The following is a 21722-nucleotide window of genomic DNA, read 5'->3' as shown; positions in this document are numbered from 1 at the left end:
TTCGAGTGCCTGAGGTGCGGTTGACCGGTCCACCGCAGGCAGGTCGGCCAACTCTGAAAGTCTTGAGACGCGTTCAGGCCTCGCTATGTCATCCCCGTTGTCACTCACGGACCGATGCTGACACGACGGACTTTCCGAAAGCAACGTGGCACCCGGGCTACAGGGGGCAGTCGAAGTGGAGGCGGCCGGCCCAGGCGCCGCCCCACCCGCTGCGCCAGACGGCCAGCCCGGCCTCGGTGAAGAGGCAGTCGACGCCGACGCCCCATTCGTGGTCCTCGGCGGTGGCCGGGGAGTCCCCGGGGACCTCGTAGCCGTGGGTGCGGGCCCATTCCCGGATGTGGTCGGTGTCCATGGGGCCGGTCGGGATCTGTGCGGGCCGGTAGGGCAGGGGCTCGGAGGGGGTGAAGCCGGTGTCCCCGTCCGGGAGGTCGCCGGGGAACTGGGGCACGGTCGTCCGCCCGCTGCGGACACCAGCGAGGAACTCGGTCAGGGTGCCGTCGTAGGTGAACCAGCGGGGCCCGCGGGCCTCGTTCACGGCGATGCGCCAGGTGTCGGGCGCGTCCTGGGAGTCGGTGATCCAGAAGAGGTACTCGCCGTTGTCGGTGACGCCGATGGCGAAGAGGTGCCGGGGGTCGTACGGGACCGGATGCCTGCCGTCGTCCCAGTCGCGTTGGAGGTGCGCGCGGATCCGGGCGGGCATGGGGCCGGTGAGCTCCGTGAACTCGCCGACGGCGGCGGGGTGGTAGACGCACAGGTAGCCGAAGTAGCCCCCCGGGCCGTAGGCGTCGGCGAGTCGCTGGTAGTCCGCCGGAAGCCGCATGCCGAGGGCGGCCTCCACCGCATCCCAGTCGACGGGGGTCGGGGAGCCGGGCGGGGGCGGCGGGCAGAGCCGAAGGAGCGCGTCGATGTGGCAGACCGACTTGCGGAAGGCTGGCGCGAGCACGATCGACGTCTACCCGTCCCGCGGCGCCAACTACTCTCCGTACGGTTACCAGGTGCTTGCCTTGTCGCGGCCGTCGGAGCAATGGCAGTCCTCATCACGGGTGCGACCTGGTGGTGGGTGAACAGAGTTCCCGCAGTCCATGTACCGGATCGGGTCTGCGGTGGCGCGATCTCTGGGAATCCGGTCTCGGTGATACTGCCGAAGGAGGGCGGAGAGTATGAAGACAGGTTCTCTCAGCCCGTATTCGACCCCGCGAAGCAGAAGTCGGACAGCTGGTGCTCCATGAGGGCCAGTGACCAGTCCATCGTGGCCGGCTACGCGTGGACTACCTCGACAGTTGCCTCGCCCGAGTTCATGGACAAGATGGGCACCCCCATGCGGCTGGGTGAGGCACCCGGCTACACGAATCCCCGGGAGGCGGCGCTCTTCCTGTCCTGCTACGCCCCTACGGCCGTGGAGAGTCCCTGGCTTGAGGTCTCCATGACGCGATATAGGGATCCGGGTGGTGTCAAGCCCGATGCCAAACTCGAAGTCGACCGTGAGCGCGACCCCGCCCTGATGGCCGAACTCGTCGCCGACGCCGCGCGCTACCTCGCCCAGCAGCTTAAGTGCGAAGTCGCCCCCCGCCTCCCCTCCGGCCCCCCGACCATCGGCCCGGGCGCGGCCGGCTAGCGGCGGTGGATCACCGTGCTGCCGACGGCCTTGTCGTGGAGGCCGCTGCCGTTCGGGCTGAGGGCGATCGACGAGGCGTTGGCGATGCAGAGCACGGGAATGCCGGTCACGACGAGGTTGGCGGCGTGGCGGACGACGGCCGCGCCGTAGCCGAGGCGTTCGCCGTCCTTGAGGGTGACCACTTCCAGGCCGAGCGTCCGCTTGCCGGGCGTCGCTCCCCAGCGGGAGACGGCCAGCGGGGAGTAGAGGAGGAGGAAGGCGAGCACCCAGACCGCGGCGGTCGCGCGCCAGAGGGGGCCGGCGTCGGCGTCGGGGACCGCCAGGGCGCCGAGTATCCGGTCGAGCGCGACGAGCGGACCGAGGATCACCGCGATGGCGATGGCCAGATCGACGGCGGTGGCGGCGCCGCGGCGCACGATGCTCGCCGGCGAGCCGGGGCGGGCGCCCTGCGAGGGCCGTCCTGCGGGAGGGAAGGCGCCGAGGTCGTTTCCGGCGGACAGGGATCCGAACATCGTCGCTCTTGCCTTCGCGCTTGCTCTCGATCTTGCGGCCGGGCCTGCGGCCACGAGAGCGGAATCTGTGATTCCGCTGGAGCAGTATGCACGGCCCCTGCGGGTCGGTCCGCGGTGCCCCCGGACCGACCCGCGGGCCCGCGCCGGACCGACCCGCGGGCCTGCCCCGGGCCCGCTCCGGGCCCGCGCCGGGCCTGCCCCGGGCCCGCGCCGGGCCTGCCCCGGGCCCGCGCCGGGGCCGGGACCGGGCCTCCAGGGACTCGGGTGGCCGCCCCCCCGGGGAGGGTCAGGGCGCCTGGTGGTGGGCCTGCGTGATGAGGTCGATGGCGACCTCCAGGGCCGCCTGGCGGGTCTCCTCCGGGTCGCCCTCCACGTGCTGGAGGAACATCATCCCCGCGTGCAGCGTGAACAGGGCGCTGACGCAGCGCACTTGGTCCGTCAGCGGACCCTCCTCCGTGCGCAGCAGCTCCACCAGCCGGAAGAGCCGCTTCTTCACGGTCTCGCCGATGCTCAGCTCCCGCGTCGTCGCCTGGTTCTCCTGCATGAAGCGGTACAGCGAGGCGCCGGCCGCCATCGCCTCGCTGTAGCGCCGCAGCACCTCCCGCTTGGTCTCCAGGGTGCCCGGCTGCTTCTCGGCCCACTCGATCAGCTCGTCGATCGGCCGCGTCAGGTCCTCGAAGAGGCTGATGATGATGTCTTCCTTGGTCTTGAAGTGGTAGTACAGCGCCGCCTTCGTGACCTCCAGCCGCTCCGCGATCTCGCGCAGCGACGTCTTCTCGTACCCCTGCTCGACGAAGAGCTCCAGTGCGACGTCCTGGATGCGCTGCCGCGTGTTGCCGCGGCGCTGCTGCGGACTGCTGCTGGACATGGCTCTCCCCACACTTACTTACTTGACGCCCGGCTAGTTACGGGTCTACCTTCCCCAGTGTAGTGAACTAGCCGGGCGGCAAGTAAGTGCCGGTGCGCGAGAAGTGCCAGGGGAGTGGACATGGGCGAGACAGTCAAGACGGTGGACACCTCGAAGGAGGTGAAGCCGCGCAGCGTGCGCGTGGTGCTCATGGCACTCATGATCGCGATGCTGCTGGCCATGCTCGACAACATGATCATCGGTACCGCGATGCCGACCATCGTCGGCGAACTCGGCGGCCTGGAGCACCTCTCCTGGGTGGTCACCGCCTACACGCTGGCCACCGCGGCCTCCACCCCCATCTGGGGCAAGATCGGCGACATGTACGGGCGGAAGGGCTCCTTCCTCACCTCGATCGTCATCTTCCTGACCGGCTCCGTGCTCAGCGGCATGGCCCAGGACATGGGCCAGCTGATCGGCTTCCGCGCGATCCAGGGCCTCGGCGCCGGCGGTCTGATGGTCGGCGTCATGGCGATCATCGGCGACCTCATTCCGCCCCGCGAGCGCGGCAAGTACCAGGGCATGATGGCCGGCGTGATGGCCCTCGCCATGATCGGCGGCCCGCTGGTCGGCGGCACCATCACCGACCACATGGGCTGGCGCTGGTCCTTCTACATCAACCTGCCGCTCGGCGCGGTCGCCCTCGCCATGGTCACCGCCGTCCTGCACCTCCCCAAGAAGACGGACGGGCACCGGCCGAAGATCGACTACCTCGGCGCGGCCCTGCTGACCGTCGCCATCACCTCCACGGTCCTCGTCACCACCTGGGGCGGCACCGAGTACGCCTGGGGTTCGGGCCAGATCATCGGCCTGATCCTCGTCGGCATCGTCTCCACCGCCGCGTTCCTCTACGCCGAGACCAAGGCCGCCGAGCCGGTCATGCCGCTGCACATCTTCCGCAGCCGCAACTTCACCCTCATGTCGGTGATCGGCTTCCTCGTCGGCTTCGCGATGTTCGGCGGCGTGCTCTACCTCCCGCTGTTCCAGCAGTCGGTCCAGGGCGCCTCCGCCACCAACTCGGGCCTGCTCCTGCTGCCCATGCTGCTCTCGATGATGGTCGTCTCGCTGATCGCGGGCCGCATCACCACCAGCAGCGGCAAGTACAAGATCTTCCCGATCGTCGGCGGCGCGCTCATGGTCGTCGGGCTCTTCCTGCTCGCGACGATGGACACCGGCACCTCGCGCCTGGTCTCCGGCGTGTACATGGCCGTCCTCGGCGCCGGGCTCGGCTTCCTGATGCAGATCACCATGCTGGTCGCGCAGAACAGCGTCGAGATGAAGGACATGGGCGTCGCGTCCTCCTCGGCGACCCTCTTCCGCACGCTCGGCGGCTCGTTCGGCGTGGCGCTGATGGGCTCCCTCTTCACCAGCCAGGTCACGCAGACCATGTCCGACCGCCTGGGCCCGCAGGCGGCCAACGCCGCCGGCTCCGCCCAGCTGGACGCGGCGAGCCTGGCCAAGCTGCCGGAGTCCGTACGCGACGCCTACCAGCACGCGGTGGCCGCCGGTACGCACTCCGCGTTCCTGCTCGGCGCGGCGATCGCCCTCCTGGGCTTCGCGGCCGCCTGGTTCGTCAAGGAGGTCCCGCTCCGGGGCGCGGGCCCGGCCCCGGCCGACGGCGCGGACGGCGAGAAGGACGCGAAGGACGCGAAGGACGAGAAGGGTGCCCCTGCTCCGCAGGAGTCCCTCGCGCACTGACCTGAACGAACGCAGCATCGAACGGCCGCACCGGTAGGCCCGGCTCCAGGGGATGAACGGATCCCCTGGGGCCGGGCCTTTTCCGTATCTCCCGCCCCTGTCGCTCCGTCAGGACCAAAGGCCCATGACCGAGGTCCCACGAGTCCCATCTGTCCCATTAACTGGAATTTATGGGCCAATTGGCTGGAACCTCCCTGTCGCCGTGAACGTCCTGATCTCCGACACGCTCACAAGGCGGATAGGGGAGTGGACAGCATGCAGATCAAGGGCATCCGGGCCCGCGCCGCCGTCGCGGCCTCGGCCGTCGCCGTGGCGGCGACGGTCTGGGGCGTGACGGCCCTCGTCGAATCGGGGCACGCGCCCCCGCGCGAGAACGTGGCACGCGAGCGGGACGCGGCCGGCAGCGGCGGCGACAACCAGGCGCCGGGTCAGCAGGGGCAACAGCAGATACCCCAGGGCATAGCCCACGACTCCGAGAGCGGCGGCAACGCCGTCAACATCACCATCGACGACGGCCCCGACCCCCGATGGACCCCGAAGGTGCTCGACGTCCTCGCCAAGCACGACGTGAAGGCGACCTTCTGCATGATCGGCCCCCAGGCCAAGGCCCACCCCGACCTCGTCAAGAAGGTGGTCGCGGCCGGGCACCGGCTCTGCGACCACACCATGGACCACGACACCACCATGGCCACCAAGCCCGTCGCCTACCAGGAGCAGCAGATCCTGGACGCGAAGCGGCTGATCGAGGAAGCCGCGGGCGGCGGCGCGAAGGTCGAGTACTACCGCGCCCCCGGCGGCGCGTTCACCCCCGACAGCAGGCGGATCGCCGCCGCGAACGGGATGCGCCCCCTGGGCTGGAACGTCGACACCAAGGACTTCGGCAAGCCCGGCGTCGCCGCGATCGTGGACGCGGTGAAGAAGGAGATCGGCAACGGCCCGACCGTCCTCTTCCACGACGGCGGCGGCAACCGCGCCCAGAGCGTCGACGCCCTCGACCAGGTGCTGGCCTGGCTGAAGGAACAGGGCCGCCCCACCGGCTTCCCCGTCCGCACCGCACCCTCCTCCTGACACGCCGTCGGGCGGCGAACGGGTGAGGGTCGGCGCTCCGGCGCACTCCGAGGTGTTCCCTGGTCGGGCAGCCGTACGCCCGTACGGGCCCGCCCGGCCAGGAGGCCCCCGTGACCATCAGCCCCGCCAAACTCTCCGACCCCGTCGTCGCCGCCTTCGTGGCCGCCGTCAACGCGCACGACAAGGAAGCCTTCCTCGCCGTCCTGACCGCCGACGCGACCATGGCCGACGACGGCGCGGACCGCGACCTCCAGGAGTGGATCGACAAGGAGATCTTCGACTCCGGCGGCCACATGGACGTCCAGTCCGAGTCGGCCAACGGCCAAGCCCTCAACGTCAACTACCGCAACGACACCTGGGGCGAGATGCGCACGCGCTGGTACTTCACCATCGCCCCCGGCGGCGGGAAGATCAGCCGCTTCGAGACCGGCCAGGCCTGACCGCGCCGCAGGCACCCGCCGCACGCACCCGCCGCGCCGGGCGCCGCTCCCGTACGGGTGAAAGCGCGCCCGGCGTCGTTCCGGCCCGCCGCGGGCCCCCGTTGGACCGGGCATGAAACGCACCCGAATCACCGCTTTCGCCCTGGCCACCGCCGCGGCCGCCCTCGCCCCCGCCCTCGTCCAGCCGGCCACCGCCGCGGAGGGGACGGCGTACTTCCAGGACCCGGCCGGCGACGAGAAGGCCATGAAGTCGATGCGGAGCGGGGACAAGAAGCACAAGGTGGAGGGGCAGCTCCGCTTCCATCCCGGAGTCCAGTACAAGACGGTCACCCGCCGCAACGCCCCGGAAGCGCCGGACGGCGAGCGGCAGTTCCCCGACCCCAAGACCCTGGCGTGGCAGCCGTCGTACGAGTTCGCCTGGGCGGTGTCGGACACGGCGCTGGTGAAGAAGGTGCTGCCGGGCAACAAGGGCGAGCACCCGATCGTCGTACACGCCGTGCTGCGCACCGCGGACGGCGCGAAGGTGGGGGAGGTGCGCCGGGAGCTCACCGGTAAGCCGGCGACGGGGCGCGAGAAGGTCGCGGGCGGCAAGCGCATCGCGTGTGACACCGGAAAGTACACGGTGGAGTGGTCGGTGACCCGGTCCGGCTACGGAACGCTCACCGGCACCCTGGGCTGGGACTCCAGCTGCGAGCAGTACCGCACGGCGTTCGCCTCGGACCACGCGAAGGGGTGAGGAGGCCGGCCGCCCCGCGCACCTCGTGAGTGCTCGGCGGGCGACTGGGCCGACGGCCTTGGATCAAGAGCCGCAGTGACCATTGTGCCGCACGGGGTGGGCTGCGGCAGGAGGCGAAGGTCCCGTGTCACGTGGGTACTTCAGTACGCTTCAGTGCTTCTTGGACGCCTCGTTGGCCTTGGACGCGATGTCTTCCAGGACGGCCTTCGGGTCGCCGGTCGGCTCCACGGCGCGTCCGATGTTGCGCTTGATCGTGTCGCTGACGGTCACCCAGGCCGGGTCGTTGACCGGGTAGAGCTGGGCGCCGCGCAGCGCGGTCAGGAACTGCGTGTCGTTGTTGTCGAGGCCGCCGCCCGCCGGGGTGCGCGAGGCGGAGACGGTGGACGGCAGCAGGTGGTAGCGGCCGGCGAAGTCCGTCAGGTTCTTGTCCTGGTAGACGAAGTCCAGGAACTTGCCGATCTCGGCGCGCTTGCCGTTCTGCTTGAAGGCCATCATCCAGTCGGCCACGCCCACCGCCGGCGGGATCTCCCCGGCGCCGAGGTTCTCCGAGACCGGCATCGCGACGGTACGGACGTCGATGCCCTTGGCGCGCGCCTCGTGCGCGAGCGAGGGGTAGCCGTTGAGCATGCCGACCTCGCCCCGCAGGAACGCGGCGAAGGCGTCGGCCCGGTTCAGCTGGGACGGCGGGGTGGGCCCGACGAGACCCGGGGCGACCAGCTCGGACTTGACCCACTTCCAGGTCTGGATGTTCTGGTCGGAGGCCAGGCTGTAGTTGCCGGCGCTGTCGGCGTAGCCGCCGCCGTTGCTCAGCTCCCAGATCATCGCCTCGGCGTGCGCCTCCTCCGGACCCAGGGGCAGGGCGTACGGGAACTTCACGCCCTTGTCCTTGAGCGACTTGGCGTCGGACTTCAGGTCGGTCCAGGTCTTGGGCGCGTCCTTGATGCCGGCCTTCTCGAACAGCGCCTGGTTGTAGAAGAGGAGGCGGCTGCTCGCCACCCAGGGCAGCCCGTAGAGGGTGTTGCCGACGGAACCGGCTTCGGCGAGTGGCGCGAGGAAGTTCGCCTCGGCGCTGATGGAGAGGAGTTCCTCCGCGGAATAGAGCTTGCCCTGCGCCGCGAAGTCCGAGTAGGAGCCCATGAGGGCCATGTCCGGCGCCTTGCCGGCCTTGACCATACGGGAGACCTCGCGGTCGATGTCGGCCCACGGCAGGAGCTTGACCTCGACCTTGATACCGGGGTGGGCGGCGGTGAAATCGCCGGTCACCTTGTCCCAAAAGGCCTTTGAGCTGGTGGCAGGAGTGTCGCCGTATTCGGCGGCCACGAGGTGCAGCGTGCCGCTGCCACCTGCGCCCTCGCCGGAGCCACCACATCCGGCCAGAGGTATCAGCAGACCGAGCACGACCGTGGTGGCGGAGGTGCCGAAGATTCTTCGTCGCACGGATGGATTCCCCTGAATTTCTTTTGGATCCCGTTATTACTTATGAGTCACTCCGGGCGGGGGTGTCCCTCCATGGCCCGTTGGCCGGAATTCTCTCCTGAAGGAGGGCGGTTGGTTCCATTGGGGCCGCACTTGTGGGCAATGCTCCAACGCGGGCTTTTCCGGCTGGTGTTTTCCGATATGTGATCCACAAAGTGGACGCGCGTAGACATGCCGAAAAGCCCGTTTCCGGCTCGGGAACGGGATTTTCGCGGTGCGGGGGTTGTCGGTCAGTCGGAGTCGGAGAATTCGCCCGCGTACGGGTCGGGCTCGCCCGTCTCGGGGTTGCGGCCCTCCTGCCAGCGGCGCTGGGCCTTGCGCCAGTGCACGAAGCTGAGGTGGCCGCCGTCCCAGAAGGTGATGCTGACGGGGCTCACGTCGAACTCGTCGGAGCAGAGCCGGTAGAGGAACTCGGCCATGCCGTACGGATACACGGCGAAGGAGTCGGCCGTGTGCCGCCCGCACACCAGGACGGGCCAGCGGTCCGGGTCGGGGTCGGAGGTGAGCCAGCACAGGATGTCGGAGCCGCCGGTGACGCCCCAGGCGATGATGGCCTCCGGGTCCACGTCGAAGGCGGACCGGCCGCCTTCCGCCTCCCAGACCTGGCGGGCGTTGTCCGTCTCCTCCGCCATCTCGGCGGGGTCCCACTGGAGGCCGGGCTTGGGCAGCGGGAGCAGGATGCTGGCCTCGCCGTTGATGGAGCCGGCGCCGAAGCGGCCCATGAAGGCGATGAAGTCCGCCGGGAACCGGGTGCCCCAGGCGGTCTCGGCCGCCTGCCAGTCGATGTCCTCGTCGGCGCCGTGCGTCGCCGGCATGATCTGCTCCAGCGCCTTGATGTGCGCGTTCTCCGTCATGCCGCTCCCCTGCCACCCCAGCTCAACCGCCCCAACCTACCGCCGGGGCGGAGCGTCGCCTAGCCGCGCGTGAGACGCCCGGGTACGTCCACGTTCACGGTGGTCCCGGGGCGCAGGCCCCAGGCGGCCATGGCTCCGGCCTCGGCCTCCAGGACGTGCCGGGAGCGGAGGCGGGGGCGGCCCAGGCGGCCCGGGCGCATCGTGACGACGGCGAGCACGCGGAGGTCCCGGTCCAGGTAGGCCACGTCGATGGCGAACCGCATCCGGAAGGTGTGCACGCTCGCCGCGGGGGTGAGGAGCATGGCTCCGTCGATCCCGTCGCGGCGGAGGAGGCCGCGGGTGCGGGCGGAGTAGGAGGCGGCGACCTCCAGGGGGACGCGGTGCCGTGCGCCTATGCGGAGGGTGCCGGGGCCGTCCTGCCATGTCGCCATGCGGCTCAGCGTAGGCGTCCCCGGTGGCCCCCTGGGGCTCCGCCCCGGACCCCGCGCCTCAATCGCCGGCGGGGCTGGATGTGCCCCGCCGCCTCACAGGTGCGGCGCCGCTGCCGGGGGCCAGCCCCCGGACCCCCCGCTCCTCAAACGCCGGAGGGGCTGGATTTGGCTCCCGCCGTCCCGCACGCGCGGCGATTCAGCCGCACCTGACCGGCGGCGGGGGCAAAAATCAGCCCCTCCGGCGTTTGAGGAGCGGGGTCTGGGGCGGAGCCCCAGGTTTTTGAGTCGCACCGGAGTCCGGGCGCTACCGTCGGCGGGATGGGTGTCCTGTGGATCGTGATCGGGGCCGCGTACGGGGCGGCGGCCGGGTGGCTCATGCCGCGGGCGCGCTACCGGCTGGCCGTCGAGCCCGGCGAGCCCTGGCGCGACCTCTGCCCCGACGGGCACCGCGTCAGCGGATGGCTCGGGCCCGCCCGCTGCCGGGGCGAGGGGGCGGAGCCCCATCGGTACGGGCGGCCGGCCGCCGCGCTCGGCGGGGCGGTGTGTGCCGCGCTGGCGTGGGCCGTCGGGGTGCGGCCCGAGGGGGTCGCGTACGTCGGCCTCGCGCCGGCGCTCCTGCTCCTCGCGCTCGTCGACCGCGCCGTGCACCGGCTGCCCGACGTGCTCACCCTCCCGCTCGCCGCCGCGGCCGCCGCCGGCCTCGGCGCAGCCGCCCTCCTGCCCGGCGCCGCAGGCTCATGGCGGGCGGCCCTGCTCGGCGGGGCAGCGCTCGGAGCGGCGTACCTCGTCCTCCACCTCGTCAACCCCGCCGGCCTCGGGCTCGGCGACGTCAAGCTGGCGCTCTCCCTGGGGGTCGCTCTTGGGTGGTACGGGTGGGGGGTATGGGCCGCGGGGGCCTTCCTCGGCTTCCTCTACGGGGCCCTGTACGGGCTCTCCCTTGTGCTGCGGGGCTCCGCGACCCGGAAGCAGGGCTTCGCCTTCGGCCCCTTCATGGCCGCCGGCGCACTCACCGGAGTGCTGCTGGGCGGTTTCGGAGCGTAATCGTGTCGCGCCAATGCACGCATCACGCTTTACGAAGGGTTATGGTGGAACCCCCCCCTCGGGCCGGTCCGTATCCCCCCCACGGACCGGCCCGTTTTTTGTTCCACCGCCCCCATCGGCGTTCCCGCAGGTCAGCCCCGCTGGGCCCAGATGTTGGTGCCGGGGGTGGAAACCGCGAAGGAGTCGATCTCCTTCAGCTCCTGCTCCGACAGCGGAGCCCCGGCCAGGGCGGCCACGTTCTCCTCCAGCTGCCGCACGCTCGACGCGCCGATCAGCGCGGACGTCATCCGGTCGTCGCGCAGCACCCACCGCAGCGCCAGCTGGGCCAGGGACTGGCCCCGGCGGACCGCGATCTCGTTCAGCCCGTTCAGCCGGCGGACGACGTCCTCCGACAGCAGGTTCGGGTTCAGGGACTTGCCCTGGGTGGCCCGCGAGCCCTCCGGGATCTCCTTCAGGTACTTGCCGGTCAGCAGCCCCTGCGCGAGCGGCGCGAAGGAGATGCAGCCCATGCCGGACTCCTCCAGGGTGTCCAGCAGGCCGTCCTCCTCCGTCCAGCGGTTGATCATGGAGTACGAGGGCTGGTGGATGAGGGGGCGCACGCCCATGCCCCGCAGGATCCGCACGGCCTCGGCCGTCTGCTCCGCCGTGTACGAGGAGACGCCGACGTACAGCGCCTTGCCCTGCTGGACCGCGGACGCGAGGGCGCCCATGGTCTCCTCCAGCGGGGTCTCCGGGTCGAAGCGGTGCGAGTAGAAGATGTCGACGTAGTCCACGCCCATCCGCTTCAGCGAGGCGTCGAGCGAGCTCATGAGGTACTTGCGGCTGCCCCACTCGCCGTACGGGCCGGGGTGCATCAGGTAGCCGGCCTTGGTGGAGAGGATCAGCTCGTCGCGGTAGGACGCGAAGTCCTGCGAAAAGATCTTGCCGAAGTTGAGCTCGGCCGAGCCGGGCGGCGGACCGTAGTTGTTCGCCAGGTCGAAGTGGGTGATGCCCAGGTCGAAGGCCCGGCGCAGGATCGCCCGCTGGGACTCGAGGGACTTGTCGTCACCGAAGTTGTGCCAGAGGCCGAGGGAGATGGCGGGGAGCTTGAGGCCGCTGTGGCCCGTGCGCCGGTACTCCATGGAGTCGTAGCGCGAGGGCTCTGCCCGATAGGGATTGGTATCAGTCACGATGTCCTCCCTATCACGGAGTTGTGACAGACCGAGTTGGGTACCCCATCCCGCCGCGCAGTAATGTGGCGGCCTCGGGGGAGGACCGCATTTCGCACGGGGGCACTGCACGGAGGGGCTGGAAGATCGTGAAGCTGCGCGACCTGGTGTACAGGCTCTACGCACGCCGGGTGGAAGGCCGCCTCGACCATGACGCGGCGCCCAAGCACATCGGCGTCATCCTGGACGGGAACAGGCGCTGGGCCAAGGCCTCGGGGAGTTCCACGGTGCAGGGCCATCAGGCCGGCGCCGACAAGATCTCCGAGATGCTCGGATGGTGCACCGAGACGGACGTCGAGGTCGTCACCCTGTGGATGCTCTCCACCGACAACCTGGACCGGCCGGAGGTCGAGCTCCGTCCGCTGCTCAACATCATCGAGAACACGGTGCGGGGCCTCGCCGCGGACGGCCGCTGGCGCGTCCACCACGTCGGCAACCTCGACATCCTGCCCGCGCAGACCCAGACCGTGCTGAAGGAGGCCGAGCAGGCCACGCACGACGTCGACGGGATACTCGTCAACGTCGCCGTCGGCTACGGCGGCCGCCAGGAGATCGCCGACGCGGTCCGCTCGCTCCTGCTGGAGCACGCGCAGAAGGGCACCTCCTTCGAGGAGCTCGCCGAGATCCTCGACATCGACCACATCGCGGAGCACCTCTACACGCGCGGCCAGCCCGACCCGGACCTCGTGATCCGCACCAGCGGCGAGCAGCGGCTGTCCGGATTCATGCTCTGGCAGAGCGCCCACTCGGAGTACTACTTCTGCGAGGTCTTCTGGCCGGCCTTCCGCAAGGTCGACTTCCTGCGGGCGCTGCGCGACTACGCGGCCCGCCACCGGCGGTACGGCACCTGAGAGGTGCCGGGGGGCTTCTGATGCCCCTTCGGTCCCGGCGCGCCCTCCCCTCGAACCCTTCACCAGGGATTCACCGAGCGTCCGTCATATGCCAAGGCATGGCCTGGCCTGATCGGGGAATATCCCTTTCAGGTCGATGCCCGATCCACGGGTGTCGAGTCTCAGCGGACGGCATGGGGTCGTCCGCCCGGGAGGCCCTTTGCACCAGGACGCACGTGCGGTTCGCACGGACGACGTGGAGGGCCGGAAATCGGCCCTGGCATGGGTGCCGATGACCGGTCCGGTCTTCATGGCCCGACCTCTTCCGAGGGGGTACGTCCTTCCGTGGTGACCAGCACAAAGCGCCGCCTGCCCGACAGGCGGACCTACGTCCTCGACACCAGCGTCCTGCTGGCAGACCCCAACGCGATCTCCCGCTTCGACGAGCACGAGGTCGTGCTCCCGATCGTGGTGATCACCGAGCTGGAGGCAAAGAGGCACCATCCCGAACTCGGCTACTTCGCGCGCCAGGCCCTGCGCCTGCTCGACGACTTCCGGGTCCGGTACGGACGCCTCGACGCCCCCATCCCGTTGGGCGATCTGGGCGGCACCCTGCGTGTCGAGCTCAACCACTCCGACCCGGGCGTGCTGCCCGCCGGCTTCCGATTGGGGGACAACGACTCGCGGATCCTCGCGGTCGCCCGCAATCTGCAGGCGGAGGGCTACGACGTCACGGTGGTCTCGAAGGATCTCCCACTGCGCATCAAGGCCTCCTCCGTGGGGTTGATCGCCGAGGAGTACCGTGCCGAGCTCGCGATCACCGATGCCGGCTGGACGGGCATGGGCGAGATCGCCCTCTCCGGGGAGCAGGTGGACCTCCTCTACTCGGAGGAGCGGCTGTACGTTCCGGAGGCCGCCGAGCTGCCCGTGCACACCGGACTGGTCCTCCAGTCCGAGCGCGGCAAGGCGCTGGGCCGCGTCACGGCGGACGGCAACGTGAAGCTCGTACGGGGCGACCGCGAGGCCTTCGGGCTGCACGGCCGCAGCGCCGAGCAGCGCATCGCCCTGGACCTCCTCCTCGACCCCGAGATCGGGATCATCTCGATGGGCGGCCGGGCCGGCACCGGCAAGTCGGCGCTCGCGCTGTGCGCGGGCCTGGAGGCGGTGCTGGAGCGGAGGCAGCATCAGAAGGTGATGGTCTTCCGGCCGCTGTACGCGGTGGGCGGCCAGGACCTCGGCTACCTGCCCGGGGACGCGTCCGAGAAGATGAGCCCCTGGGCGCAGGCGGTCTTCGACACCCTCTCGGCGGTGGCCGGGCGCGAGGTCATCGAGGAGGTGCTGAACCGCGGGATGCTGGAGGTCCTGCCGCTCACGCACATCCGCGGCCGCTCGCTGCACGACGCCTTCGTGATCGTGGACGAGGCGCAGTCGCTGGAGCGGAACGTCCTGCTGACCGTTCTGTCCCGGATTGGCGCTAATTCGCGGGTCGTTCTGACCCACGATGTCGCCCAGCGGGACAACCTGCGGGTCGGCCGGTACGACGGAGTCGTCGCCGTGGTCGAGAAGTTGAAGGGGCATCCCCTCTTCGCCCACGTCACGCTGACGCGGTCCGAGCGCTCCCCGATCGCCGCGCTGGTCACCGAGATGCTGGAATCCCTGTAACGGCCACAGGGGCAAAACGCCCATAGCGGGAAGGTGAGTTGGCGCCGCCCGGCAAAGGCCCGAGAGCCTAGCCGGGCGGCGTCGTGCTGCACAGCCCTTTGGTGAAATCGACGGCGACATGCCAGGTGTGACCTTTCACACGCAACGGAGAATTGCCTTGCGGCGTCGCGTTCCGGCAGAGTCTGGTTTCCGTCAGGCCCCGCATACGGAACACGTGTATCTCCCGTGAGGTACAGCACCACCACAACTCCACAGTCGATTGCCGTATGCCGCCCGGAGTTTCACGCGGCAGCCCCCGCAAGGGAGTTGCCCACGGGCCCGCGCCTCCAGTGACCGTAGAACCACGGAGGCCAGTGTCGAGGGGCACTTTTGCGCCCGCGCGGTCACTGCGGACGCTGCTGGAAGGACATCATGTGAGCCGGATCTCGGTCCGGGGGTTCGCGGTGGCTTCGGCCACGGCGGTCACCACCGTCGGTGCAGTCGTGGGTGTCGCCACTGGCGACCCCTCCTCGAACGATCTCGAGACGACCGCGTCCGGCGCGACGCTCCTCACTGACATCCCGGTCGGCGACCAGGCGCAGGTCCAGAGCGCGTCCCTGACGCAGCAGGCCGACGCCATCGTCCACGCCGCCGACGCCGACGCCAAGCGCTCGGCGGAGGAGACCGCCCGCCTCCAGGCCGCCGAGACCGCCAAGTCCAAGAAGGCGGAAGCGGAGAAGGCGAAGGCGGAGGCCGACGCCAAGGAGAAGAAGGAACGCGAGGAGAAGGAGCAGGCCGCCAGCCGCTCCGCCGCCCGCGACGCCGGTGACTTCGCGGTCCAGGGCTCCTACACGGTCGCCCAGGTCAAGGCCATCGCCCAGCAGATGGTCCCGGCCGGCCAGTTCCAGTGCTTCTCCAACATCATCAACCAGGAATCCACCTGGAACTACAAGGCCGTCAACTCCTCCTCGGGTGCGTACGGTCTCGTCCAGGCGCTCCCGGGCTCGAAGATGGCCTCGGCCGGTGCCGACTGGCGCACCAACCCCGCCACGCAGATCAAGTGGGGCCTGAACTACATGGAAGACCGCTACGGCAGCCCGTGCGGAGCCTGGAGCTTCCACCAGGCCAACGGCTGGTACTAGACACCGCCGCCGCACCCCGCTCAACCCCCGAGAGCCCCGCACCGTCCTACGGTGCGGGGCTCCTCGCGTGTACGGTCTTTCGAGGTGTGACCAGTGGGCGGGGGGAAGGGAACGACATGGTGAAGAGGGCAGGCTGGCTCGGCCGGCTCGGGAACAGGCTGAACCGCATGGAGGCGCGCCTCCACGAGCGGCGCGCCGAAGTCGAGGCCGAGGCCAGGGGCGACCTGCCCGCGCCCGGCGGACTTCCGCACTCCGACGCGGCCGCCCCGGCCCCGGGAGCGGCCGCCGACGCGGGGGCGGTCGCGGGCGCCGGGTCGGCGGGCGCGGCTCCGCCGGCCGCCGTCGTGGTCCTCCCCGAGCGCCCCGACCCGGTCAGCGTGGTCCCCTGGGGCATGCGGGTCGCCGCCGAGGCCAGCTGGCGGCTGCTGCTCCTCGCCGGGATGCTCTGGGTGCTGATGAAGGTGATCAGCGAAGTCCGCCTGGTCGTCCTCGCCTTCGCCGCCGCCCTGCTCGTGACCGCGCTGCTCCAGCCCTTCGTGGTCCGGCTGCGCCGGCTCGGCCTGCCGCGCGGGCTGGCCACCGCCGTCACCGCGATCCTCGGCTTCGTCGTCATCGGACTCGTCGGCTGGTTCGTGGTCTGGCAGGTCATGGAGAACCTCGACGACCTCTCCGACCGGGTCCGCGACGGCATCAACGAACTCAAACTCTGGGCACTGGACAGTCCGTTCCACGTGACCGAGAAGCAGATCAACGACATCGCGAAGAACCTCAGCGAGACCATCGGCACCAACACCGAGCAGATCACCTCCGCCGGCCTGCAGGGCGTGACGGTCCTCGTCGAGGTGCTGACGGGCATTCTGCTCGCGATGTTCTCGACGCTCTTCCTGCTCTACGACGGCAAGCGCATCTGGACCTGGACGCTCGGCCTCGTCCCGGCCGCGGCCCGCCCCGGTGTCGCGGGTGCCGGACCGCGCGCCTGGCGCACGCTGACCGCGTACGTACGGGGCACCGTGCTGGTCGCGCTCATCGACGCCATCTTCATCGGCCTCGGCATCTACTTCCTCGACGTGCCGATGGCCGTGCCGCTCGCCGTCTTCATCTTCCTGTTCGCCTTCATCCCGCTCGTCGGCGCGGTGGTCTCGGGCGCCCTCGCGGTGGTCGTCGCCCTCGTGACCCAGGGCGTGTTCAGCGCGCTGATGGTGCTGCTGGTGGTGCTGGCGGTGCAGCAGATCGAGGGGCACGTGCTCCAGCCCTTCATCCTGGGCCGGGCGGTACGGGTGCACCCGCTCGCGGTGGTTCTCTCGGTGGCCGCGGGCGGCATGGTCGCGGGCATCGGCGGCGCGGTGGTCGCCGTACCGCTGGTCGCCGTCACCAACACCGTGGTGGCCTACCTGAAGGCGTACTCGCGCGACCAGCGCCACCACGGGGCCGGGTCGGTGGGACCCGCGCCGCACGGGGCGACCGCCCTCGGCTCGGCGACGCGTGAGGCGGGTGCCGGTGATCACTGAACCCGAGCTCGACGGGGAATGGGAGTCGGAGCGGCCGGCCGATGTGGCCGGGTCGGGGGACAAGAAGGCGGGGCGGCCACCGCTCCGGCCGTGGCTCTGGGCGCTGGGCGGGGCCGTGCTGGCCTCGGCGGTGTGGGCGGGGGTCCTGACGGCGCAGAATCGATTCGCCGATGGGCCGAGGATCTCGTACCGGCACACCGAGGAACTGTGCAAGATCGCCCCGATGAAGGCGCTCGTCGGCGTGACCGGGCCCTTGGACCAGCGGGTGGCCCGGCAGGAGCGGCGCCCCGCCCTGGAGTGGGCGACCTGCGACTTCAACGGGGAGTGGCCGGACGAGGGGCTCGGCTACTACGGCAAGGTCGAGGTCCAGCTGCACAGGAAGACCGACCCCGGGCCGGAGTTCGGGGCCGGGCTCGGGCTCGACGCGTTCATCGGCCCGGAGATCGACGAGGTGCAGCAGGTCCCGGGGCTGGGGGAGCGCGCGCTGCTCCACGGATACATGTCGGCGAGCCGGCTCCAGGTGCTCGACGGCGGGACGGTCTTCACGCTCACCGTCCAATGGACCGGGCAGGGCCCGGTCGGCTCGGACGGCGAGGCCGACAAGGACGCGGTCGCGGCGGCGATGATCGAGGACGCGCGGGCTGTGATGACAGCGCTGAAGAAGGGCTGAACGCGCACGGCTGAACGCACGCACGGCTGAACGCACGCACGGCTGAACGGAACGCGCAGGGCCCCGCCGCCGGGAACGGCTGCGGGGCCCTGGTCTTCGTACGGGTGACTACTCGGCGGCGAGCGCCGCTTCCGCGTCGAGGGTGACGGCGACGGCCTGGATCACCGAGGCGATCTTGAAGGCCTCCTGGACCGTCTCGCGGTCCACGCCCGCCTTGCGCAGGACCTGCTCGTGCGAGTCCAGGCACTGGCCGCAGCCGTTGATCGCGGAGACCGCGAGCGACCACAGCTCGAAGTCGACCTTCTCCACGCCCGGGTTGCCGATGACGTTCATCCGCAGGCCCGCGCGCAGGGTGCCGTACTCCGGGTCGGAGAGCAGGTGCCGCGTGCGGTAGAAGACGTTGTTCATCGCCATGATGGCCGCGGCGGACTTGGCGGCGTTGTACGCCTCCGGCGTCAGGGCCGCCTTCGCCTCCGGCTCCAGCTCACGCAGGACGCGCGGGGAGCGGGCGGCGATCGCGCAGGACAGGACGGTGCCCCACAGCTGCTGCTGCGAGAGGGTGTCCTGGTTCCCGATGACCGAACCGAGGTTCAGCTTCAGGTCCTTGGCGAAGTCCGGTATGGCCGACTTGAGGGAGTCGAGGGACATCCGTCACTCACCGGCCAGCAGGGCGCCGGCGTCGAGGGTGTTCTCGCCCTTGTTCCAGTTGCAGGGGCACAGCTCGTCGGTCTGCAGGGCGTCGAGGACCCGCAGGACCTCCTTGGGGTTACGGCCCACGGAACCGGCGGTCACCATCGAGAACTGGATCTCGTTGTTCGGGTCCACGATGAAGACGGCGCGCTGGGCGAAGCCGTCGGCACCCTGGATGCCGCAGTCGCGCATGAGCTCGTGCTTGGAGTCGGCCAGCATCGGGAAGGGCAGGTCACGCAGGTCGGCGTGGTCCTTGCGCCAGGCGTGGTGGACGTACTCGGAGTCGCCGGAGACGCCGAGGATCTGCGCGTCGCGGTCGGCGAACTCCTCGTTCAGCTTGCCGAAGGCGGCGATCTCGGTCGGGCAGACGAAGGTGAAGTCGGCCGGCCAGAAGAACACCACGCGCCACTTGCCCTCGTAGGTCTTGTGGTCGATCTGAGCGAACTCGCTGCCCGCTTCGAGCGAGACGCAGGCGGTCAGATCGTAAGTGGGGAACGTGTCGCCGACAGTGAGCACGTGCTCTCCTTGCGGAAATGGAAAGCGACCCTTTTGGGGGCTTTCCGAGAGGGTTGGACGTATCTCACATGCTGGCACACCTGCATTGATTACAGAAATAGCTAGTCTTGAGGCAGGTGATCGGAGGTACCTATCAGTGGCTGTCGGTAACAGGGGAGCGAAGCAACCCACCCTCGCCCAGCTGCGCGCCTTCGCGGCCGTGGCCGAGCACCTGCACTTCCGGGACGCCGCCGCGGCCATCGGCATGAGCCAGCCCGCGCTCTCCGGGGCGGTCTCCGCGCTGGAGGAGGCGCTCGGCGTGCAGCTGCTGGAGCGCACGACCCGCAAGGTGCTGCTCTCCCCGGCGGGGGAACGGATCGCGGCGCGGGCGCGGGTGGTGCTCGACGCCGTGGGCGGGCTGCTGGAGGAAGCCGAGGCGGTACGGGCCCCCTTCACCGGGGTGCTGCGGCTCGGGGTGATCCCCACGGTGGCCCCCTACCTGCTGCCGACCGTGCTGGGGCTGTTCCACCGGCGCTACCCGCGGATGGACCTCCAGGTGCACGAGGAGCAGACCGCCTCCCTGCTGGAGGGGCTGGCCGGCGGGCGGCTGGACCTGCTGCTGCTCGCGGTGCCGTTGGGGGTGCCGGGGGTCACCGAACTGCCGGTCTTCGACGAGGACTTCGTGCTGCTCGCCCCGCGGGAGCATCCGCTGGCGGGGCGGCGGGACATTCCGCGGGAGGAACTGCGGGGACTGCAGCTGCTGTTGCTCGACGAGGGGCACTGCCTGCGGGACCAGGCCCTGGACATCTGCCGCGATGCGGGGCGCACCGCCGGAGCGGACGTCACGACGACCGCGGCCGGGCTGTCCACGCTGGTCCAGCTGGTCGCCGGGGGGCTGGGGGTCACGCTGCTGCCGCGGACCGCGCTGCGGCTGGAGACCGCGCGCAACGAGCACTTGGCCACGGGGTACTTCGCCGAGCCGGTGCCGTCGCGGCGGATCGCGCTGGCGATGCGGACGGGGACGGCGCGGCAGGAGGAGTTCCGGGCGGTTGCCGCTGCGCTGCGCGAGGCGGTGCGGCCGCTGCCGGTGTGGCCCACGGACTGACGGGCCACGGCGCCGGGCTCCGCCCCCGCACCCCCGCGCCTCAATCGCCGGCGGGGCTGGATGTGCCCCCGTAGTCCCGCAGGTGCGGCGCCGCTTCCTGGGGCTCCGCCCCAGACCCCGCGCCTCAAACGCCGGCGGGGCTTGATGTGCCCCCGCCGTCCCGCAGGTGCGGCGCCGTTGCCGGGGGCCAGCCCCCGGGCCCCCGCGCCTCAATCGCCGGCGGGGCTGAAATTGCCCTGCGGGCAATCCAGCCCCAGCCAGCCCGGGGTTGGGCTACCGCACTTCCAGGCTTACGCCGGCCAAATCCAGCCTCGCCGGCGTTTGAGGCGCGGGGTCTGGGGCGGAGCCCCAGCAGCGGTGCCGCACGTGCGGACGCTCCCCCCGGCCCCGGTCAGTCCGTCGGTTTGGGAGGGCGGCCGCGGCGGGGGATCGGGGCGGGGGAGGAGGGGAGGCGGCCCGCCTCGGAGAGGGCGCGGCGGAGCAGGAACTCGATCTGCGCGTTCGCGCTGCGCAGCTCCTCGCCCGCCCAGCGGGCCAGCGCGTCGTAGACCTGGGGGTCGAGCCGCAGGAGCACCTGCTTGCGCGCCTGCGCCCGTGCCCGGGCGGGGCGTTCGGGCCCGGGTTCCGCCCCGGGGCCGGGCCCGGGGCGGAACCCGGAGCCCGACCCGGAGTCGGGGGCGGGGCCACGGTCGGGCCCCGGGTCCGGGTCGGGGGTCGGGGGCGTGCCGCCGCCGGAGGTCACTGGTAGAGCGTGCCCGTGTTGAGCACCGGCTGCGCGGCGCGGTCCCCGCAGAGGACCACCATCAGGTTCGAGACCATGGCGGCCTTGCGCTCCGGGTCCAGGTCCACGATCTCCTCCTCCGCCAGGCGGGTCAGGGCCAGTTCGACCATGCCCACCGCACCCTCCACGATCTGCTTGCGGGCCGCCACGACCGCGCCCGCCTGCTGGCGCTGGAGCATCGCGGAGGCGATCTCCGGAGCGTACGCGAGGTGCGTGAAGCGGGACTCGATGATGTGCACCCCGGCCGCCTCCACCCGCGCGTGCAGTTCGACGGCGAGCTTCTCGGTGATCTCCTCGGCGTTGCCGCGCAGCGACAGGCCGCCCTCCTCGTGGGCGTCGTACGGGTACTCGATCGCGATGTGACGGACCGCCGCCTCCGTCTGCGTCTCCACGAACTCCGTGAAGTCCTCGACCTCGAACACCGCCCGCGCCGTGTCCTCGACCCGCCACACCACGACCGCCGCCAGCTCGATCGGGTTGCCGTAGGCGTCGTTGACCTTCAGGACGGCCGTCTCGTGGTTGCGGACCCGGGTCGAGATCTTCTCCCGCGAGGTCAGCGGGTTGACCCAACGCAGCCCGTCCGTGCGGATCGTCCCCCGGTACCGACCGAACAGCTGGACCACCCGGGCCTCGCCAGGCGCCACCGTGTTGAGCCCGCTCATCGCGATGACGGAGGCGAGGATCAGCAGGATGCCGCCCGCTATCAGCGAGGCCTTGGCGGCGACGGCCGTCAGCACCGCACCGGTCGCGATCAGACCGGCCCCCGCCGCGATGCCCGCCAGTCCGAGCAGCAGCGCCAGTCCGCCGCCCACGCTGCGCGCGGTGAACTCGCGTACCCCACCCGGCGTGGCGAAGGTGTTCGTCATGGTGTGCC

23 protein-coding genes are annotated in these 21722 nt (G+C 70.7%); 12 read left to right on the top strand and 11 right to left on the bottom strand.

Annotated elements, in window-relative coordinates; genetic code table 11:
- Window positions 1-157 precede the first annotated feature (157 nt).
- Window positions 158-943: an SMI1/KNR4 family protein gene (locus tag ACFWBN_RS18060; protein ID WP_385177685.1), complete on the bottom strand. Its 786-nt coding sequence runs from the start codon at window positions 941-943 to the stop codon at window positions 158-160.
- Window positions 944-1225: 282 nt separating this feature from the next.
- Between ACFWBN_RS18060 and ACFWBN_RS18055 the strand changes: the two genes are divergently transcribed.
- Window positions 1226-1615, top strand: a complete 390-nt coding sequence (locus tag ACFWBN_RS18055; RefSeq protein ID WP_385177683.1) for a hypothetical protein — start codon at window positions 1226-1228, stop codon at window positions 1613-1615.
- Here the strand turns inward: ACFWBN_RS18055 and ACFWBN_RS18050 are convergent.
- A complete protein-coding gene (locus ACFWBN_RS18050) occupies window positions 1612-2127 on the bottom strand; it encodes an RDD family protein (RefSeq protein ID WP_385177681.1) in 516 nt (171 codons plus the stop codon). The two genes, ACFWBN_RS18055 and ACFWBN_RS18050, sit on opposite strands and share 4 nt — an antisense overlap.
- Window positions 2128-2413: 286 nt before the next feature.
- A complete protein-coding gene (locus ACFWBN_RS18045; RefSeq protein ID WP_385177679.1) occupies window positions 2414-2995 on the bottom strand; it encodes a TetR/AcrR family transcriptional regulator in 582 nt (193 codons plus the stop codon).
- 120 nt (window positions 2996-3115) lie between these two features.
- Here ACFWBN_RS18045 and ACFWBN_RS18040 point away from each other — a divergent pair, with 120 nt between their 5' ends.
- The 4 genes from ACFWBN_RS18040 (at window position 3116) to ACFWBN_RS18025 (ending at window position 6976) form a co-directional block, all read left to right on the top strand.
- Window positions 3116-4732 (top strand): MDR family MFS transporter, encoded by a 1617-nt coding sequence (locus ACFWBN_RS18040; RefSeq protein ID WP_385177676.1) that lies wholly within the window; start codon window positions 3116-3118, stop codon window positions 4730-4732.
- Between the two features lie 255 nt (window positions 4733-4987).
- Window positions 4988-5800 carry a polysaccharide deacetylase family protein gene (locus ACFWBN_RS18035; RefSeq protein WP_385177903.1) on the top strand — a complete coding sequence of 271 codons (813 nt, stop codon included), beginning with the start codon at window positions 4988-4990 and terminating at the stop codon, window positions 5798-5800.
- A gap of 110 nt (window positions 5801-5910) precedes the next feature.
- A complete protein-coding gene (locus tag ACFWBN_RS18030) occupies window positions 5911-6240 on the top strand; it encodes a nuclear transport factor 2 family protein (protein WP_385177674.1) in 330 nt (109 codons plus the stop codon).
- Between the two features lie 112 nt (window positions 6241-6352).
- Window positions 6353-6976, top strand: a complete 624-nt coding sequence (locus tag ACFWBN_RS18025; RefSeq protein WP_385177672.1) for a hypothetical protein — start codon at window positions 6353-6355, stop codon at window positions 6974-6976.
- Window positions 6977-7126: 150 nt separating this feature from the next.
- Here ACFWBN_RS18025 and ACFWBN_RS18020 read toward each other — a convergent pair whose 3' ends face one another.
- The 3 genes from ACFWBN_RS18020 to ACFWBN_RS18010 all read right to left on the bottom strand — a co-directional run bounded on the left by ACFWBN_RS18020 (window position 7127) and on the right by ACFWBN_RS18010 (window position 9737).
- Window positions 7127-8413 (bottom strand): extracellular solute-binding protein, encoded by a 1287-nt coding sequence (locus ACFWBN_RS18020; protein ID WP_385177669.1) that lies wholly within the window; start codon window positions 8411-8413, stop codon window positions 7127-7129.
- A gap of 269 nt (window positions 8414-8682) precedes the next feature.
- Complete coding sequence (locus tag ACFWBN_RS18015) at window positions 8683-9306, bottom strand: SMI1/KNR4 family protein (protein ID WP_385177667.1); 624 nt, start codon at window positions 9304-9306, stop codon at window positions 8683-8685.
- A 59-nt stretch (window positions 9307-9365) separates the two neighbouring features.
- Window positions 9366-9737, bottom strand: a complete 372-nt coding sequence (locus tag ACFWBN_RS18010) for a DUF192 domain-containing protein (protein ID WP_385177665.1) — start codon at window positions 9735-9737, stop codon at window positions 9366-9368.
- 318 nt (window positions 9738-10055) lie between these two features.
- On the opposite strand from ACFWBN_RS18010, the gene ACFWBN_RS18005 reads away from it, so the two are divergent.
- Window positions 10056-10778 carry a prepilin peptidase gene (locus ACFWBN_RS18005; RefSeq protein ID WP_385177663.1) on the top strand — a complete coding sequence of 241 codons (723 nt, stop codon included), beginning with the start codon at window positions 10056-10058 and terminating at the stop codon, window positions 10776-10778.
- Between the two features lie 131 nt (window positions 10779-10909).
- Here ACFWBN_RS18005 and mgrA read toward each other — a convergent pair whose 3' ends face one another.
- A complete protein-coding gene (mgrA, locus tag ACFWBN_RS18000; RefSeq protein WP_385177661.1) occupies window positions 10910-11947 on the bottom strand; it encodes an L-glyceraldehyde 3-phosphate reductase in 1038 nt (345 codons plus the stop codon).
- A gap of 128 nt (window positions 11948-12075) precedes the next feature.
- On the opposite strand from mgrA, the gene ACFWBN_RS17995 reads away from it, so the two are divergent.
- The 5 genes from ACFWBN_RS17995 to ACFWBN_RS17975 all read left to right on the top strand — a co-directional run bounded on the left by ACFWBN_RS17995 (window position 12076) and on the right by ACFWBN_RS17975 (window position 17777).
- Window positions 12076-12837 (top strand): isoprenyl transferase, encoded by a 762-nt coding sequence (locus tag ACFWBN_RS17995; RefSeq protein ID WP_385177659.1) that lies wholly within the window; start codon window positions 12076-12078, stop codon window positions 12835-12837.
- 324 nt (window positions 12838-13161) lie between these two features.
- Window positions 13162-14478 (top strand): PhoH family protein, encoded by a 1317-nt coding sequence (locus tag ACFWBN_RS17990; RefSeq protein WP_385177657.1) that lies wholly within the window; start codon window positions 13162-13164, stop codon window positions 14476-14478.
- A 413-nt stretch (window positions 14479-14891) separates the two neighbouring features.
- Window positions 14892-15599, top strand: a complete 708-nt coding sequence (locus ACFWBN_RS17985; protein ID WP_385177655.1) for a transglycosylase SLT domain-containing protein — start codon at window positions 14892-14894, stop codon at window positions 15597-15599.
- 116 nt (window positions 15600-15715) lie between these two features.
- Complete coding sequence (locus ACFWBN_RS17980) at window positions 15716-17107, top strand: AI-2E family transporter (protein ID WP_385177653.1); 1392 nt, start codon at window positions 15716-15718, stop codon at window positions 17105-17107.
- A complete protein-coding gene (locus tag ACFWBN_RS17975; protein WP_385177651.1) occupies window positions 17097-17777 on the top strand; it encodes a hypothetical protein in 681 nt (226 codons plus the stop codon). The genes ACFWBN_RS17980 and ACFWBN_RS17975 overlap by 11 nt, the downstream gene beginning before the upstream one ends.
- 108 nt (window positions 17778-17885) lie before the next feature.
- Here ACFWBN_RS17975 and ACFWBN_RS17970 read toward each other — a convergent pair whose 3' ends face one another.
- A complete protein-coding gene (locus ACFWBN_RS17970) occupies window positions 17886-18425 on the bottom strand; it encodes an alkyl hydroperoxide reductase (protein WP_385177649.1) in 540 nt (179 codons plus the stop codon).
- Between the two features lie 3 nt (window positions 18426-18428).
- Entirely contained in the window at window positions 18429-18983 is a 555-nt protein-coding gene (locus tag ACFWBN_RS17965; protein WP_215013368.1) for a peroxiredoxin, read from the bottom strand.
- 136 nt (window positions 18984-19119) lie between these two features.
- Here ACFWBN_RS17965 and ACFWBN_RS17960 point away from each other — a divergent pair, with 136 nt between their 5' ends.
- Window positions 19120-20067: a hydrogen peroxide-inducible genes activator gene (locus ACFWBN_RS17960; protein ID WP_385177646.1), complete on the top strand. Its 948-nt coding sequence runs from the start codon at window positions 19120-19122 to the stop codon at window positions 20065-20067.
- A 391-nt stretch (window positions 20068-20458) separates the two neighbouring features.
- Here ACFWBN_RS17960 and ACFWBN_RS17955 read toward each other — a convergent pair whose 3' ends face one another.
- Window positions 20459-20809: an AT hook motif protein gene (locus tag ACFWBN_RS17955; RefSeq protein WP_385177644.1), complete on the bottom strand. Its 351-nt coding sequence runs from the start codon at window positions 20807-20809 to the stop codon at window positions 20459-20461.
- Window positions 20806-21714 carry an SPFH domain-containing protein gene (locus ACFWBN_RS17950; protein WP_385177642.1) on the bottom strand — a complete coding sequence of 303 codons (909 nt, stop codon included), beginning with the start codon at window positions 21712-21714 and terminating at the stop codon, window positions 20806-20808. Before ACFWBN_RS17950 ends, ACFWBN_RS17955 begins: the two co-directional genes overlap by 4 nt.
- Window positions 21715-21722: the final 8 nt, after the last annotated feature.

It is taken from the genome of Streptomyces sp. NPDC059989, from assembly GCF_042736975.1.
Taxonomy (GTDB): domain Bacteria; phylum Actinomycetota; class Actinomycetes; order Streptomycetales; family Streptomycetaceae; genus Streptomyces.
This window is presented reverse-complemented; position numbering and strand designations above follow the sequence as displayed.